The following is a 16317-nucleotide window of genomic DNA, read 5'->3' as shown; positions in this document are numbered from 1 at the left end:
CTCCCGAATTTCCTCAACATGCCTAACGACAGGTTCGGAAATTCGGGCGAATGCGCCTCAGGTAAAAATACCTATGGCGAAACCATTCGGTCTTAACGGAACGGCGGCTCGTTGAAGGCGCGCAGCTTGCGGCTGTGGAGCCTCGGTCCCTCGTCACGCAGCAGGCGACAGGCGGTGACGCCGATTTCAAGGTGGGCCGCGATCGCTTCTTCGTAGAATTTGTTAGCCTGGCCGGGCAGCTTGATTTCGCCGTGAAGCGGTTTGTCAGAAACGCACAACAACGTGCCGTAGGGAACGCGGAAGCGGTACCCCTGGCCGGCGATGGTCGCGCTTTCCATGTCCACACCGACCGCGCGACTGAGGCTCATGCGGTGGGCCGACTGGGTATAGCGAAGCTCCCAGTTACGGTCGTCGGTGGTGACTACGGTGCCGGTGCGCATGCGCTTCTTGAGATCGGCACCATGTTCGCCCGACACCATTTCGGCGGCCTTGGCGAGAGCCTGCTGGACCTCGGCGATGGCGGGCAGGGGAATCTCCGGCGGAAGGACGGGATCGAGCACGTGGTCGTCACGCAGGTATGCATGCGCGAGCACATAGTCGCCGATCTTTTGGCTCGGGCGCAGGCCTCCGCAGTGGCCGATCATCAGCCAGGCCTCGGGGCGCAGTACGGCGAGGTGGTCGCAAATCGTCTTCGCGTTTGAAGGTCCGACGCCGATATTCACCAGCGTGATACCCTCGTGGTCGGGACCAACGAGGTGATAGGCCGGCATCTGGTGACGTCGCCACGCGGTATCGGACAACTGCTCGCGCGCGTTTTCGGTCTTCTCGGTCAGCAGTAGACCACCCGCGCCGGCCAGCGCAGTGTAACCGTTCTCGCCCAGCTGTGCGCCCGCCCAATCGACGAATTCGTCGACATAGCGGTGGTAGTTGGTGAACAGGATGAAGCGCTGGAAGTGCTCGGGCGCCGTTCCTGTATAGTGGGCAAGGCGTGCTAGGCTGAAATCGGTGCGGAGGCCATCGAACAGCGAAAGCGGGATGGCGTCGTCATCGCCACCAAGGATCATGCCGTCCGCCAACTCGTCACCGATGTCGGCAAGCTCGGTCGACGGGAAGTGGCGTGCGACCGAATTGGGATCGACCCCGACGAGGACCGAACTGGCCTCGCCATCGAGCACGTAGGGGAAGGGGATTTCCTGGCGCGAGGAGCCGACCTCGACCTCGACCTCGTAATTTTCCGAGATCAGTTCGAGCTGCTCCTTGAGATAGTCGCGAAACAGTGCCGGGCGGGTAACCGTGGTGGTGTAGAGCCCCGGCGCATTGAGGCGGCCGAAGGCACGGTTGCGGTCTTCCGGCTGCTCACCACCGCGAAAGCGCAGGCGCAGTTCGGGATAGGCATAGCTGCCATCAGCACGGCGCTCGGGTGCGGGAAGATCGCGGTTGCGACCGTAGGCGATGACATCCTCGCGCAGCCGAAGGACTGCGGCTTCGTAGACGGCCTCGAGCCGGTCGAGGATCTGGTCGATATTTTCCATGGGCGTTTACTCCTGCCTCTTGTGTTTATCGTTTTGGCCCCATGCCACATGGCAGGGGTATATTACAAAAAGGGCGCGACCCTTGCGGATCGCGCCCTCTTGTTCTCTTGAGAGAGTTTCGAAGCAGGCTCAGGCCTCTTCTTCGCTCTCGCCGCCTTCGAGCATGTCGGCGGGGATTTCGCCGGGCTCGAGCGTGGGATCGACGGCTTCGGTGAAACCGGCGCCGCCTTCGGCAGCCTGATCTTCTTCGAACATGGCAGCCATGACGTCGACGCCCTGGCGCTGCAGTTCAGCCTCGTCGTCCGAACGGGCGACATTGGCCTTGATCGTGATCGAGACTTCGGGGTGCAGGTCGACGCGAACATCGTGCATGCCGATGGTCTTGATCGGATGACCCATGATCACCTGCTTCTTGTCGATCTCGTGGCCCTGCTCGCCGAGAGCAAGGGCGATGTCACGGACATTGACCGAACCGTAGAGCTGGCCGGTGTTCGACGACGCGCGGATCAGGACGATCTCTGCGCCTTCGACCTTCTGGCCGGCCTTTTCGGCTTCGGTGCGGCGTTCCGCGTTTTCCTTTTCCAGGCGGTCGCGATTCGCTTCGAAGACCTTCTTGTTGGCTTCGTTGGCGCGCAGTGCCTTCTTCTGCGGGAGCAGGAAGTTGCGGGCATAGCCGTCCTTCACGGTGACGACGTCGCCGATGGTGCCGAGCTTCTCGATGCGTTCGAGGAGAATGATATCCATGTGCCTTCTCCTCTTACTTCACGATGTACGGCAGCAGGCCGATGTGGCGGGCGCGCTTGATGGCCTTGGCCAGTTCACGCTGCTTCTTCGCGCTGACGGCGGTGATGCGGCTCGGGACGATCTTGCCACGCTCGGACATGAAGCCCTGGAGGAGGCGAACATCCTTGTAGTCGATGGCGGGGGCGTTCTTGCCCGAGAACGGGCAGGACTTGCGGCGGCGGAAAAACGGGCGGGCCATCAGTCGCGCTCCTCACGGTTTTCGCGACGCTTCTTGTCGCGTTCGTTCTTGCGCATCATGACCGACGGGCCAGCTTCGTGCTCGTCGACGGCGATAGTCATGTAACGGATCACGTCTTCGTTGATGCGGGTCTGGCGCTCGAGTTCTGCAACGACGGAGCCGGGGCCCTCGATGTTGAGCAGAACGAAATGCGCCTTGCGGTTGCGGTCGATCTTGTAGGCGAGGTTCTTGAGGCCCCAGGTCTCCGTCTTGGTGACCTTGCCGTCGTTCTTCTCGACAATCTCGGTAGCCTGCGCTGCCAATGCATCGACCTGAGCCTGGCTCAGATCCTGGCGCGCAAGGAACACGTGCTCATAAAGAGCCATGTGGACTTCCTTTCACTTCGGGCCGATCGCTGGCTGATCCGCGGGATTGCGGGGCCCCTCCGGCTTTCTTCGAATCCCTGCCCGGAAGCGAGGGATGCGCGCACATAGCCGGATTTGCGGGGAATGCAAGGCTTGCGACCTTGGAACGGTGCGGGCAGGGCGGCATTGGGTGTGAAACGAAGGAGATTTGCGTGCCCGGTGGACTTGTCGCCCTGCTTGATGACGTGGCCGTGATCGCCCGTGCAGCCGCAGCATCTATCGACGATGTGGGCGTGGCCGCGTCCAAGGCCGGTTCGAAGGCCGCTGGTGTCGTCATCGATGATGCTGCCGTCACGCCGAACTACGTGACCGGTTTCACGCCCGATCGCGAATTGCCGATCATTGCCAAGATCACCCGGGGAAGCCTTTTCAACAAGCTGGTCATTCTCCTGCCGGCAGCCCTCCTGCTCAGCGCCTTCCTGCCGTGGGCCATAACTCCCATCCTAATGCTCGGCGGAGCCTATCTGAGCTATGAAGGGGCCGAGAAGGTCATGGAGTGGCTGACCGGCGAAGAGCACGGCGACACTCTGGAAGACCCGATCGAGGACATGGCCGTCTTCGAAAAGCAGCGGGTCAACGGCGCGATCCGAACCGATCTCATCCTTTCCGCCGAGATCATGGCGATTACGCTTTCGTCCGTCGCGGATGAATCGCTGATTGTTCGCGCGGGTGTGCTCGCGCTTGTGGGCGTTGCAATAACCTTCGGCATCTATGGCGCCGTCGCGCTGATCGTGAAAATGGACGATATCGGCCTGCACCTTGCCAAGAGCGAACGGCCGGCGACCGAACGCTTCGGATGCTGGCTGGTGCATGCCATGCCCAAGGTGCTCACTATCCTCTCTTTTGTCGGCACGATTGCGATGCTGTGGGTAGGCGGCGGAATCATCCTCCATGGCCTCGAAGAACTCGGCGTGCATGGTCCTGCAGACATTGCGCACAACATTCAGCATGCCGTCGAGATGGCGACAGGGGCTCTGGCAGGCGTGCTGGGCTGGCTTTCCTACGCCCTTGCCTCGGCTGTCGTCGGGCTGGTGCTTGGCTTCCTCATCGCCTTCCTCCTTCACAAGGTCCTTCGGCTAGGCCCGCACTCGCATGACTGAAGTACCGCTCCTTTATACCTGCGCACGTTCGCGCGGATTTCGCGCTACCTGGGCTGCGGAGGAAGCTGGTATCGAGATCGAGTTGAAACTCCTTCCGTTCCCGCCACGGTTCCAGGCGCCCGAATATCTGGAGATAAATCCTCTCGGCACGGTGCCCATGCTGGTCGACGGCGAGGCTCGCATGACCGAAAGCTGCGCGATCGCCCACTATCTTGCGACCAAGTGCGGGTACACCGATCTCGCAATTGCCCCGGGCGAGCCGGACTACGCGGCCTATTGCGATTTCACCTACCACGCCGACGCAACGATCACCTTTCCGCAGACAGTCTACATGCGGTTCGCCCTGTTCGAAAAGGATAAGGGTTGGGAAGAGGCTGGCCACGCCTATGCCAAGTGGTTCTGGAAGCGTTTGGTTAAGCTCGAACAGCGCCTCGAAACGCGCGATTATCTCTGCGCAGACCACTTCACGGTGGCCGACATATGTTGCGGCTATGCGCTGGTCCTGGCCGAGCGTGTCGGGCTTGATGAAGGCGTGCCGGACAGCCTCAAGGCTTACCGTGATCGCCTCAAGGCACGTGAAGGTTTCCGCCGTGCCTGGGATCGCGAGAGCGCGGGACCCGGCGCGATCTAGGACAGGCGCTGGAAGATATCGCGGGCGAAGTCGCTCAGCGTATCGTCGCGTGCGCCCATCACCACGATGCGGTCGCCCGGTGACGCGATGCTGACGATGCGATCGCCCACAGCCTTGCGGCTCGGGATGTAGTCGGCCCGGCCACCGGCTTCCTCGACCATGCGCACGATCCTCTCGCTCCCCTCGCTGCGATCGACCGTGCCACCGAAATAGACCGGGTCGCACAGGATCACGCGGTCATCGGGTTCGAGCTCGTGAGCAAAAGTCTCGGCAAGTTCGTGACCCATCTGGCGCAGCGGGCCATAGCCATGAGGCTGGAAGAAGGCGATGACGCGGCCCGGGTGCGCGCGCAGGGTCCGCAGCGTCGCGGCGCACTTCTCCGGATTGTGGCCGAAGTCGTCGATGACGGTAATTGCCGCAACAGTGGTCCCGACTATGTCGAACCGCCGCGCCAGGCCCTGGAAATCGGCCAAGGCCGCGACGGCGCTTGCCACCGGTATGCCGGCAGCCGCTGCTCCGGCAATCGCCGCGAGGGCGTTGGAAAGATTGTGCCTGCCGGGGAGGGCGAGGCGCAGGGCGTGTTCGCTACCGTCGTGGCGGTCCACCACGAGCGCCGCCTGCCGAACCGGTCCCTCGGCGATAGAGCCGGGCACGATACCGATCTGGGCCTTCTCTTGTTCGATCCCGAAAGTGATGACCTCTTTCGCACGCGGCAGCAGCGCCAGAGCTTCGGGATCGTCGGCATTGATTACCGCGATACGGCTGCGTTCGAGGTAGTCGCCGAAGAGCTGGCGCAATTCCTCCATGCTCTTGTGGTCGAGACTGACGTTGAGCAGCACACCGACCGCCGGACGATAAAGCGCGATGGACCCGTCGCTTTCGTCCACTTCGCTGACGTAGATCGACTGGCCGCCAACGACCGCACTGGCATAAGGCCGCTCCGGCGAGACGAAGTTCTTCATCACCGCGCCGTTCATGATCGTCGGCTCCCTCCCGCACGCATGCAGGATCCAGCCCAGCATGCCCGTCACGGTCGACTTGCCGCTGGTCCCGGCAATGGCGAGACCTGCTCCGCTGGTGTTGAACAGGATCGAATTCAGCTCCGCCCGGGTGAGGCGCAGGCACCCCAGTTCCCTGGCGCGCTGAACTTCGGGAACGGTATCTTCGATCGCGGCCGAGGCGACGAGAATCTGGTCCTTCGAAACAATTCCGCTGCCGTCCTGCGGGTGGAGAACCAGGCCCTGGTCCTGCATTGCCGCAAATTTGTCGGGCGTGCGACCCTGGTCGAAGCTGCGGTCGGATCCCTCAACCTTGCAACCGCGGCCTTGGAGTATCTGGGCGAGGGGCAGCATTCCCGATCCGCCGATGCCGCAGAAGAAGAACGGGCGGGCGAAAAGCTCCTCGGGCGTGGGCATGTCTGGAGTGCTATCGGTCATTGCGCGCACCGCTATGCAGTTGTCAGCATGAACACAAGCGGGCATGGGATGGCCCGTGCCAAGCGAGCTACGCTCTATCGCCATCTGTGCCCCCGCAACACCGCTCAAGCGGGTGTGGGCAGACGAGGTACTGGCGATTGCCGAGACCGAGTTTCCCAGCCTCGAACTTCATTTCCATGACCAGTGCTTCATCGAGGACGGGCATTTCGCCGGAAACGATGCTGTGCGTCTGTCCGCTCTGCTCGATTGTGCAGGCGACCCGCAATTTGATGCGATCTGGTTCGCCAAGGGCGGCTACGGCTCGAACCGCATCGCTGGCGAGTTTCTCGGTCGCATGGGCGAAGCGGCGCGGCGCAAGACCTATTTCGGCTATTCTGATCTCGGTACGCTGCTCGGCGGTCTCTATCGTGCCGGGATCGGCCATGCCGTACACTCGCCCATGCCGGTCGATATCATGCGCGAGGGCGGGGCGGACGCAATCCGTCGTGTGCTTCGCTGGTTTTCCGGTGATCGCGACGGTCTCGAGCCTGGACTGACCGGAGCTCCTGCCGCGGCGTTCAATCTCTATACGCTGGCCATGATGGCCGGCACCGAATTCATGCCCACTCTCGCAGGCCATGAGGTGCTGGTGGAAGAGGTCGGAGAGTATGAATACGCGATCGACCGGCTGTTCTTCCATGTGACCGCCCACCTGCGCGACGTAGCCGGTTTGCGCCTTGGCCAGGTCACGGCAGTCCCCGAAAACGACCGCCCATTCGGAGCAGGTGTCGAGGATATTGCCCGTTACTGGTGCGACAAGCGCGGCATCGAATATCTCGGTCGCGCCGAGATCGGACACACGTCTGCCAACAGGATCGTGCCCTTCGGACTTGAGGCGGACGCAGGCCGCCGCTAGGCGCGCCGCGCGTGAAGGAGAGAACAATGAACGCATTCATCTTCCCCGGCCAGGGAAGCCAGAAGGTCGGCATGGGCGTCGAGCTCGCCGAGGCCAGCGCCCACGCCCGCGAGGTTTTCGAGGAAGTCGACGAGGCATTGGGGCAGAAGCTCTCGGCCCTGATGAAGGACGGTCCCGAGGCCGATCTTACGATGACCGCCAATGCGCAGCCCGCGATCATGGCTAACTCCATCGCCACTTTGCGCGTGCTGGAGAAGGAATTCGGCGTGATCCTCGCCGACAAGGCCGAGTGTGTCGCGGGCCACTCGCTCGGCGAATACAGCGCACTTTGCGCCGCCGGAGCTTTCTCGCTCAGCGATGCCGCGAGGCTCCTTCGACTGCGCGGGACGGCGATGCAGGATGCAGTGCCGGTTGGCGTCGGCGCGATGGCGGCACTGCTCGGTGCGGACATCGAAAAGGCGACGGCACTGGCCGCTGCGGCGGCTCAGGGCCAGGTTTGCGAGGTCGCCAACGACAACGATCCGACGCAGGTCGTTATATCGGGTCATGTAGAGGCAATCGAGCGTGCTATAGAGCTCGCCAAGGATCACGGGATCAAGCGCGGCATCAAACTGCCCGTGTCGGCACCATTCCATTGTTCGCTGATGGAGCCGGCAGCGCGCCGCATGGAGGCTGCGCTCGGCGATGCCCCGCCACAGGCATTCTCCGTTCCCATTTTTGCCAACGTGACTGCCGCGCGCGTTACCGATGCGGGCGAGGAACAGAGGTTGCTGGTCGAGCAGGTGACCGGTCGTGTGCGCTGGCGCGAGAGCGTGCTGGCCATGCATGCGGCGGGGATCGATCGCTTCGTCGAACTCGGCGGCAAGGTCCTCGGCCCGATGGTCGGCCGGATCGCGCCCGACGCCGCGACGGTAAGCCTCGTCACGATGGAAGATCTCGAGAATTTCGCGAAGGAGCAGGGATAATGTTCAGCCTCGAAGGAAAGACCGCGCTCGTCACCGGCGCCAGCGGCGGTATCGGTTCCTCGATCGCCTATGCGCTGGCGAAGCAGGGGGCTCGCCTCGCACTCTCGGGCTCGAACGCGGCCAAGCTGCGCTCCTTCCGCGAACAGCTCAACGACGAGTTCGGGCATGACCATGTCGAGATCACTTGCGACCTGTCGAACACGACGCAAGTCGAGGAGCTGATCCCGGCGACCGTCGACACGCTCGGCAAGGTCGACATCCTCGTCAACAATGCCGGCATCACGCGCGACAACCTCGCCATGCGGATGAAGGACGAAGAGTGGGACGATGTGATCCGCATCAACCTCGAAGCGAGCTTTCGCCTGATGCGTGCCGCCGCCCGCCCGATGATGAAGGCGCGCCATGGGCGGATCATTTCGATCACCAGCGTGGTCGGGGCGACCGGCAATCCGGGCCAGATGAACTACACTGCCGCCAAGGCGGGCCTTACCGGCATGTCGAAGAGCCTGGCGCAGGAACTGGCGAGCCGCGGGATCACCGTGAACTGCGTCGCTCCCGGCTTCATCCGTACCGCCATGACCGACGCTCTGACCGACGACCAGAAGGCCGCGATCAATGCCCGCATCCCGATGGGGCGCATGGGTGAAGGCGACGAGATCGGTGCCGCCGTGGCCTATCTCGCCAGCGACGAAGCTGCCTATGTCACGGGTCAGACGCTGCACGTGAACGGCGGCATGGCGATGATCAGCTAAATCACCAGTTTTCCCCAAGGAAAGCAGGGGCAGGGCGCTGCAGCCTTGCCCCCTTTGGCGGCCTCGCTAGGGTGAATATCCGTATTCCGGCGCTCAGGGGGCGATTCCGGCCCCTTCTGCGCCCAGCAGGGACGAAAGAAGGACCATGAAGGCCACTATCGAACGCGCAACACTCCTGCGCTGTCTCTCACACGTGCAGTCGGTGGTGGAACGCCGCAACACGATCCCCATCCTGTCGAACGTGCTGATCGAGGCCGAAGGCGACAATTCGCTCAAGGTCATGGCGACCGACCTCGACCTCCAGGTGGTCGAGCACATGAGCGCCAGTGTCGAAAGCCCGGGTTCGATCACGGTTTCCGCGCACCTCCTGTTCGATATTGCCCGCAAGCTGCCCGAAGGCAGCCAGGTCAGCCTCGAAACGGCGGAAAATCGCATGGCCGTGAAGGCGGGACGCAGCCGCTTCAGCCTGCCGACCCTGCCGCGTGATGACTTCCCGGTGATCGTCGAAGGCGACCTGCCGACCAGCTTCGAAGTCCCTGCCAAGACGCTGGCCGAGCTGATCGACCGCACGCGTTTCGCAATCTCGACCGAAGAGACTCGCTACTACCTCAACGGCATTTTCCTGCACGTGTCGGATGAGGACAAGCCGGTGCTCAAGGCCGCGGCGACCGACGGTCACCGTCTCGCCCGTTTCACCATTGCCCGTCCTGACGGCGCAGAGGGAATGCCCGACGTTATCGTGCCGCGCAAAGCCGTTGCGGAGCTGCGCAAGCTGCTCGAGGAAGCGATGGACGGCAATGTCCAGATCGACCTCTCGGCCAGCAAGGTCCGTTTCACCCTTGGCGGCGAGGGCGGTGTCGTTCTCACCAGCAAGCTGATCGACGGAACCTTCCCCGACTATTCGCGCGTCATTCCGACGGGTAACGACAAGCTCCTCAAGCTCGATCCGAAGAGTTTCTTCGAGGGTGTGGACCGCGTTGCGACCATCGCCACGGAGAAGACCCGCGCGGTCAAGATGGGCCTCGACCGGGACAAGGTAACGCTGACCGTGACTTCGCCCGACAATGGCGTCGCATCGGAAGAAGTGCCGGCAGAGTATTCGGCTGATGCTTTCGAGATCGGCTTCAATGCGACCTATCTCAAGGACATCCTCAACCAGATCGACAGCGATACGGTCGAGATCCACCTCGCCGATGCTGGCGCCCCGACGCTGATCCGCAAGAACGACGATTCGCCGGCGCTTTACGTCCTCATGCCGATGCGGGTCTGACCTCGGCGCGACCGCGCTTGCGCAGCAGGTCGAGCTTGCTGCGCAGGGGACGGTCGAGAAGGCGCTCCAGCGCTACACTTGCAATAACAAGGGCGGCGCAAGCAGTCAGTACCGCTACGTCGCCTGCGCCCGCCATCAGCGCAAGCAAGGGTACGTGGATGCAGTATAGCGGATAGGACGCATCGCCGAGGAAGGCCGCGATACGAAGCTGCGGGACTTCGACCTGGCTCGCCGCTGCGGTGAAAGCGGGGACGCCGAGGAGTACGAAAGCAAGCGCTGCCCGATTATCCGCTTCACCAACCAGCATGAAAACGCCGGCCAGAGGCAGGGCAAGGATCCAACCGAGCGTCGAAAGCCTGGCCGTGGTGCGGCTGATCGTCACTCGATGGACAATAACCCCGGCGCTGAACGCATAGCCGACACGTGCAAACCCGGCGCCAAAACTCACCCAGTCTGCACCGAGGTCGGCGAAACGCATTGGTGTCCCGGAATAACCTGCGAGGACCAATCCCGCAGCACCCGCGATCAGCGCGAGGGTCAATGTGTTCAACCGATGCAACACCAGCGCGAAGGCGATGTAGGCCACCATCTCGAAGAGCAGTGACCAAAGCGGCGGGTTGGCAGGGTAGAGCAATCCGTCCGACAGCCAGTTCGGCAGGAGAAAGAGCATCCCCGCGTGCCCGCCATGTATGGCTATGCCCAGCAATGCCCCCAGCGCCAGCATCGGCCAGAGGCGCACGATCCGGCGCTCTACGAACTCGCGCGCGCCCAACCCGTCGCGCAGGCGCATCTCGTAGGCGCGGCCAATGACGAAGCCGCTGAGGCAGAAGAACAGGTCCACGGCGAGATAGCCGCCCGGAACCTGGAACCCGACATCCTGCCGGACATGGAACAGCATCACGCCGATGGCGGCCAGCCCGCGCAGGGCGTCTATCGTGGCAAAGCGCTTGTCCGGATGCATTCCATGGGCCCCCGGCCGTCGGGATAGGCTTTCATGGTTAAGGAAGGCTTGCAGGCAGGCGCGGGGGCGCTAGCTTGGCAGCGCAAGGAGAGCCGAAATGCAGCAAGTCCACGTCGCCAAATCCGACCTCACCAATGCCGAGCTGGTCGATGCGGATGCAGGTCCTCTCGCAGATGGTGCCGTCCGCCTCGCCGTCGAGAGCTTTTCAGTCACCTCGAACAATGTGACCTATGCCGTCGTGGGGGACGGCTTCGGTTACTGGAACTTCTTTCCCGCGCCTGAGGGCAAGGGCATCGTGCCGATGTGGGGGCACGCCCGCGTCATCGAGAGCAATTGTCCCGATGTCGCGGTGGGCGAGCGCGTTTACGGCTATCTCCCCATGGCGAGCCATCTCGACGTGGTTCCCGGCAAAGTCACTGCGGGAGGGTTCGTCGACACAGCAGCGCATCGCCAGCCGATGAGCCCGATCTACAACCAGTATTCACGCCTTGCTGCCGACCCCGAACACGATCCCTCGCGCGAGGGCGAACGGATGATCTTCGGCCCGCTGTTCAAGACCGGCTTCCTGATCGAATACTTCATGCGGTCGGAAAACTGGTTCGGCGCAGACCAGCTGGTCATAACCAGCGCTTCGTCCAAGACGGCGATGGGATTGGCGAGCGTCGCCAAGCATCGTTCGCCTTCGGTGCGGCGGGTCGGCCTTACCTCGGCCGGCAATGTGGAGTTCGTGAAGGCGAGCGGCCTGTACGATGAAGTCCTGCCCTATGATGCGGTGGGCGATATTGCGGCACGCCCGAGCGTTTCGGTCGATTTTGCGGGCAGCTCCAACCTCTTGCGGGCGGTGCATTCACACCTCGGGGACAACCTCAAATACTCCTGCCTTGTCGGCGTGACCCATGTCGAGGAGCGGGGTGCTGGTACCGATGCCATTCCGGGACCGACGCCGACGCTGTTCTTCGCCCCCGACCATGCCGTCGCCCTGTTCAAGGAAGTCGGTCCGGAACAGGCCGGCCAGCTCATGGCGCAATGCTGGGCCGGTTTTCTTGGCGATTGCGGTAACAGCGTCACCATCGAACGCCACGCAGGACTAGAGGCAGCGCGCAAGGTCTTCGTCGACATGGTCGGCGGCGCGGTCGATCCCGCCAAGGGGATCGTGATCGAACCCTAGAGCGCGGGACGCCGGTCGAACCAGGGCTGGGCGGTTTCCAATTGCGTCGCGAGCTGGAGCAGCAGCGCTTCCTCGCCAACCCGCCCGACGAACTGCGTGCCCATCGGCAGGCCTTCCGGCGTCCACCACAAGGGCACGTTGATCGCCGGCTGGCCTGTGGCGTTCTGGATGGCCGTGAAGGGCACGTAGTCGGTCATGGCGCCGAAGCCCGTCTCTACATCTTCGCTGTCGAGCACAAAGGTGCCGTTCCGCGGGGGTGGAGCACCGAGGGTGGGTGTCAGCCAGATGTCGAAATTCGCATGCCAGGCAGCGACCGAGCGGGCCATCTGCTGCAACTGGAAGATCGCGCCCCATAGCTGCGGCGCGGATGTGGCCTTGCCGATTTCATAAAGACCCCGCGTCAGCCCTTCGAGATTGTCCGGGCCGGGGTTCTGGCCCGTCATTTGGCAGATGCCGTCGATCTGCATGGCCGCGCCGCTCGCCCAGATGGCGATAAAGGGCTCGAACAGGGCCTCACTGGTCACCGGGGGAGAAGCCTCTTCGACATGGTGACCCAGATCCTCGCACAGCCTCGCTGCGTGTTCGACGGCCGCGACGGCCTGCGGATCGAGCGGGCTTCCGCCACCCGGGCGAGTTCGCGCAAAACCGATGCGCAGGCGCGGGCAAGGCTGCTGCGATGCCGCCAGCCAGTTGGCGGGAGCCGCAGGCGCGGAATAGGGATCGCCGGGCGCAGGTCCTGCGGTCACGTCCAGCATGGCGGCGGTGTCGCGCACGCTCCTGCTGACGACATGTTCTGCCACGATGCCGCCCATGACGTCGCCGAGCATGGGTCCCAGAGGATTGCGCGCCCGGGTGGGTTTTAGGCCAATCAGGCCATTGCAGCTTGCCGGAATGCGGATCGAACCGCCGCCATCATTGGCATGTGCGACCGGGACCATGCCGCTTGCCACCGCGGCCCCCGATCCACCCGATGAGCCACCGGTCGAATGCTCTGCGCCCCAGGGGTTCTTCGCCGGGCCATAGAGCTTGCTCTCGGTCGTGCCGACGAGGCCGAACTCGGGCACGTTGGTCTTGCCGATGGGAACGAGCCCGCCAGCGAGGAAGCGCTCGACCAGCGTCGAGGTGAAAGGCATCGGCAAGGGCAGGCAGAGCCGCGATCCATTGCGCGTCGGCCAGCCTTCGAGGTCGCCAAGGATGTCCTTGAGGAGGAACGGAACACCCTTGAACGGCCCGTTCGGCAAGTTTCCTCGGGCACGGTCGCGGGCGCCGTCATAATCGCTGAAGACCACGGCATTGAGCTGCGGGTTCAGCCTCTCGATCTGCGCAATCGCCAGATCGACAAGCTCTACCGGCGCTACCTCACCCTTGGCGACGAGTTCGGCCATGCCGAGTGCGTCGAGGCGTTCATACTCGGCAGGCGACATCGGTTCTTCTCCCTAGATGGCGACCGCGATCTTCCCGAAATGGCCGCCGCTTTCCTGATGACGGAAGGCGTCGGCAAGGCGCTCGAGTTCGAAGGTGTCCGAAATTACCGGCTTTATGCCGTTCGCCTCGATCCCTGCGATCATGTCGAGTTGCTGCTGGCGGCTTCCCACCGTTAGTCCCTGCACGCGCAGGTTCTTGGCCATCAGGAGTGCGGTCTGCACCGGACCGGCAAACCCCGCCAGCACGCCTATCAAAGCTACGTGGCCACCCACGCGGGTCGCCAGCATCGACTGGTCGAGCGTGCCCGCACCGCCGATTTCGACCACGCAGTCCACGCCGCGTCCGCCAGTCAGTTCAAGGACCTTGGGGCCCCATGCCTCGACTTCGCGATAGTTGATGAGGTGGTCTGCACCCATGTCCTTGAGGCGCTCGAGCTTCTGGCCGCTCGAACTGGTCGCGATGACCGTTGCACCTGCAGCCTTGGCGAACTGCAGGGCGAAAATCGACACTCCGCCAGTGCCTTGGACAAGCACGGTGTCCCCCGGCTTGACCGCATTGTCGACGAACAGCGCCCGCCACGCCGTGAGGCCGGCGCAGGTCAGCGTCGCTGCCTCGGCATGGGTGTAGCCCTTGGGAACGCGAGTGAACCAGCTTGTCGGCGCGGTCATCGCCTCGCGCGCATAGCCGTCGATCCCGTCGCCCGGGACGCGGGTGAACGCGGTCGCCGGGGGGCGCCCGTCGAGCCAGTCCGGAAAGAAGGTGCTGACCACCGCATCACCGACCTTGTAGTCGGCCACCCCTTCGCCCACGGCGACGACCTCACCCGCACCATCAGACATCGGGATCCGGCCAAGTGCGGACGGGATCATGCCCTTGACGACGGCATAGTCGTGGAAGTTCAATGAACTCGCCTTCAGCGCGACCGTGATCTCGCCCGGCCCCGGATCGGGCGCATCGGCTACGTCGGCAAATTCGAGAGCTTCGAGAGTGGAAGGCGTCGCGCCGGTGCGGATCGCCTTCATTCGGCAGCCTCCGCCATCTCGACGCGTTGCGGGCCGCGGATCAAATTGCCAGGGGTCTCTCCGGTCCACTGACCCTCGCGGAAAGTAACCTTGCCGTTCTTGATCGTGGCGATATAGCCTTCTGCCTTCTGGAGCAGGCGCTTGCCACCGGCCGGAAGGTCGAAGGCAAGCCACGGCTTGCCGAGCTTGAGACGATCCATGTCGATGATGTTGAGATCGGCGAGATAGCCGGGCGCGATGACACCGCGGTCATCGAGACCATAAAGCCGCGCGGTATCCGAGCACTGGCGCTTGACCGCATTTTCCAGCGAGATGGTGCCGCGCGAACGATCGCGCACCCAGTGCTGGAGCATGAAGGTGGGCGACGCAGCATCGCAAATGGTGCCGCAGTGCGCGCCGCCGTCGGACAGCGAGTTCACCGTGTCGTCCGACTGCTGCAGGTCCATCAGGAAGTCGAGGTTGCCGTCGGCGTAATTGAGGATCGGCAGGTAGATGAACCCCTTGCCCTCGTCGCGGCACAGCAGGTCGTAAGCGTATTCGTCGCCGGAAACGCCCGCCTTTTCAGCGCGCGCAAGAACGCTCTCCTCTGCCGTCGGTTCGTAGTTGAAGTCCGGATCCATCTCGAACTGGTATCCCCAGCCACCGCACACGACCATGATCAGGCCGACGATGTCCGGGTTCACTTCGCTGAGATCGTTGGTTTCGGACAGCAGCTGTGCCTTGAAGGCCGGGTCGAGCAGCTTGGCGCGTTGTTCTTCCCACGGGAGTCCTTCGATCGCTTGCCAGCTCGGGCGGAAGCGGAACGGGTGCACTGTCCCCTGCCAGGCCATCACGATGCCGTTACCGCGAAGCGCGATTTGCGCGACGATGTTGGCGCCGTTGTCGTTTTCGGCGCGCATGCATTCGATCTGCTCTTCGAGCGGCATTTCCTTGGCGATGGACTGGAGGGCGGCAAAGGTAACGGGAAGGCCGGTTTCGCGGCTGAGTTTGCCCATCCAACCGAACTCGTCCCACTCGCGCATCATGTCACTGGCCATTTCGAAAACGCCATGGCCAGCGCGGCCCATGGCCCGACCGATGGCGACGAGCTCTTCCGCGGTGGCGGTGGTGCCGGGGACCACTTCTCCGTCGATGTCGCGGTGAAGCACGGTGCGCGAGGTGGAAAAGCCTAGCGCTCCGGCCCTTACACCGTCTTCGACGATGGCCGACATCTTGGCGATGTCATCCTCGGTCGGGATGGCACCGGGTTGTTCGCGGTCGCCCAGGACATAGGCGCGCACAGCGCCATGCGGGACGTGCGTACCGACATCGACGGTGCGCGGCAGGCGCTCGAGCTCATCGAGATATTCGGGGAAGGTTTCCCAGTTCCACGAGAGGCCCTCCGCAAGTGCGGTGCCGGGAATGTCCTCGACCCCTTCCATCAGCCCGATCAGCCATTCGTGCTTGTCTTTGTGCGCCGGGGCGAAGCCGACGCCGCAATTGCCCATGATGACCGTGGTCACGCCGTGCCAGCTCGACGGAGCCATTTCCTGGTCCCAGGTCGCCTGACCGTCGTAATGCGTGTGGACGTCGACGAAGCCGGGGGTGACAAGATGGCCGCCCGCATCGATCTCCTCCGCCGCATCTCCGGTCACCTTGCCGACTTGCGCGATCAGGCCGTCCTTGACCGCGATATCGCCCGAGAATCGTGCGCCCCCCGTTCCGTCTACAATGGTGGCGTTACGTACGATCAGGTCGAATGCGGGCATGGGGAAACTCCTCTCTCTCGAAAGGA

General features: G+C 63.4%; 16 protein-coding genes. 7 read left to right on the top strand and 9 right to left on the bottom strand.

The features are described from left to right. Nucleotides 1–92: 92 nt before the first annotated feature. From RAM60_RS06765 to rpsF, 4 genes are all read right to left on the bottom strand, one after another. Nucleotides 93–1532: an AMP nucleosidase gene (locus RAM60_RS06765; RefSeq protein ID WP_369025034.1), complete on the bottom strand. Its 1440-nt coding sequence runs from the start codon at nt 1530–1532 to the stop codon at nt 93–95. Nucleotides 1533–1661: 129 nt separating this feature from the next. Further along, entirely contained in the window at nt 1662–2276 is a 615-nt protein-coding gene (gene rplI / locus RAM60_RS06760) for a 50S ribosomal protein L9 (protein ID WP_369025035.1), read from the bottom strand. Nucleotides 2277–2289: 13 nt separating this feature from the next. Further along, the gene (rpsR, locus tag RAM60_RS06755; protein ID WP_094062939.1) at nt 2290–2514 is read right to left on the bottom strand and encodes a 30S ribosomal protein S18; all 225 of its coding nucleotides are present in this window, start codon (nt 2512–2514) and stop codon (nt 2290–2292) included. Further along, the gene (rpsF, locus tag RAM60_RS06750; RefSeq protein ID WP_369025036.1) at nt 2514–2879 is read right to left on the bottom strand and encodes a 30S ribosomal protein S6; all 366 of its coding nucleotides are present in this window, start codon (nt 2877–2879) and stop codon (nt 2514–2516) included. The genes rpsR and rpsF overlap by 1 nt, the downstream gene beginning before the upstream one ends. A 191-nt stretch (nt 2880–3070) precedes the next feature. Here rpsF and RAM60_RS06745 point away from each other — a divergent pair, with 191 nt between their 5' ends. Both RAM60_RS06745 and RAM60_RS06740 read left to right on the top strand, forming a co-directional pair. Beyond that, complete coding sequence (locus RAM60_RS06745; protein ID WP_369025037.1) at nt 3071–4018, top strand: DUF808 domain-containing protein; 948 nt, start codon at nt 3071–3073, stop codon at nt 4016–4018. Continuing rightward, nucleotides 4011–4649: a glutathione S-transferase family protein gene (locus tag RAM60_RS06740; RefSeq protein WP_369025038.1), complete on the top strand. Its 639-nt coding sequence runs from the start codon at nt 4011–4013 to the stop codon at nt 4647–4649. Before RAM60_RS06745 ends, RAM60_RS06740 begins: the two co-directional genes overlap by 8 nt. Here RAM60_RS06740 and RAM60_RS06735 read toward each other — a convergent pair. Continuing rightward, on the bottom strand, nt 4646–6085 hold the full coding sequence (locus RAM60_RS06735; protein WP_369025039.1) for a glutamate ligase domain-containing protein: 1440 nt from the start codon (nt 6083–6085) through the stop codon (nt 4646–4648). The two genes, RAM60_RS06740 and RAM60_RS06735, sit on opposite strands and share 4 nt — an antisense overlap. A gap of 43 nt (nt 6086–6128) precedes the next feature. Between RAM60_RS06735 and RAM60_RS06730 the strand changes: the two genes are divergently transcribed. The 4 genes from RAM60_RS06730 to dnaN all read left to right on the top strand — a co-directional run bounded on the left by RAM60_RS06730 (nt 6129) and on the right by dnaN (nt 9967). Continuing rightward, a complete protein-coding gene (locus RAM60_RS06730; protein WP_510640388.1) occupies nt 6129–6980 on the top strand; it encodes an LD-carboxypeptidase in 852 nt (283 codons plus the stop codon). A gap of 26 nt (nt 6981–7006) precedes the next feature. After that, nucleotides 7007–7945, top strand: a complete 939-nt coding sequence (fabD, locus tag RAM60_RS06725) for an ACP S-malonyltransferase (protein WP_200984021.1) — start codon at nt 7007–7009, stop codon at nt 7943–7945. Further along, the gene (gene fabG / locus RAM60_RS06720; protein WP_369025041.1) at nt 7945–8697 is read left to right on the top strand and encodes a 3-oxoacyl-[acyl-carrier-protein] reductase; all 753 of its coding nucleotides are present in this window, start codon (nt 7945–7947) and stop codon (nt 8695–8697) included. Before fabD ends, fabG begins: the two co-directional genes overlap by 1 nt. A gap of 145 nt (nt 8698–8842) precedes the next feature. Continuing rightward, complete coding sequence (gene dnaN, locus RAM60_RS06715) at nt 8843–9967, top strand: DNA polymerase III subunit beta (protein WP_369025042.1); 1125 nt, start codon at nt 8843–8845, stop codon at nt 9965–9967. Here the strand turns inward: dnaN and RAM60_RS06710 are convergent. Further along, entirely contained in the window at nt 9948–10928 is a 981-nt protein-coding gene (locus tag RAM60_RS06710) for an acyltransferase family protein (protein ID WP_369025043.1), read from the bottom strand. The genes dnaN and RAM60_RS06710 overlap by 20 nt on opposite strands. 97 nt (nt 10929–11025) lie before the next feature. On the opposite strand from RAM60_RS06710, the gene RAM60_RS06705 reads away from it, so the two are divergent. Continuing rightward, the gene (locus tag RAM60_RS06705; protein WP_369025044.1) at nt 11026–12096 is read left to right on the top strand and encodes a DUF2855 family protein; all 1071 of its coding nucleotides are present in this window, start codon (nt 11026–11028) and stop codon (nt 12094–12096) included. Here the strand turns inward: RAM60_RS06705 and RAM60_RS06700 are convergent. Genes RAM60_RS06700 through RAM60_RS06690 form a run of 3 tightly spaced genes read right to left on the bottom strand, consistent with a single transcriptional unit; the run spans nt 12093 to nt 16291 of the window. Next, nucleotides 12093–13520 (bottom strand): amidase, encoded by a 1428-nt coding sequence (locus tag RAM60_RS06700; protein ID WP_369025045.1) that lies wholly within the window; start codon nt 13518–13520, stop codon nt 12093–12095. The two genes, RAM60_RS06705 and RAM60_RS06700, sit on opposite strands and share 4 nt — an antisense overlap. 12 nt (nt 13521–13532) lie before the next feature. Continuing rightward, complete coding sequence (locus RAM60_RS06695) at nt 13533–14543, bottom strand: zinc-dependent alcohol dehydrogenase family protein (protein ID WP_369025046.1); 1011 nt, start codon at nt 14541–14543, stop codon at nt 13533–13535. Next, the gene (locus RAM60_RS06690) at nt 14540–16291 is read right to left on the bottom strand and encodes an N-acyl-D-amino-acid deacylase family protein (RefSeq protein WP_369025047.1); all 1752 of its coding nucleotides are present in this window, start codon (nt 16289–16291) and stop codon (nt 14540–14542) included. The genes RAM60_RS06695 and RAM60_RS06690 overlap by 4 nt, the downstream gene beginning before the upstream one ends. Nucleotides 16292–16317: the final 26 nt, after the last annotated feature.

The organism is Qipengyuania sp. RANM35 (genome assembly GCF_041021145.2).
GTDB lineage: Bacteria > Pseudomonadota > Alphaproteobacteria > Sphingomonadales > Sphingomonadaceae > Qipengyuania > Qipengyuania soli.
Note: the sequence above shows the minus strand (reverse complement) of the source record. Positions and strands in the feature narration are given on the sequence as shown.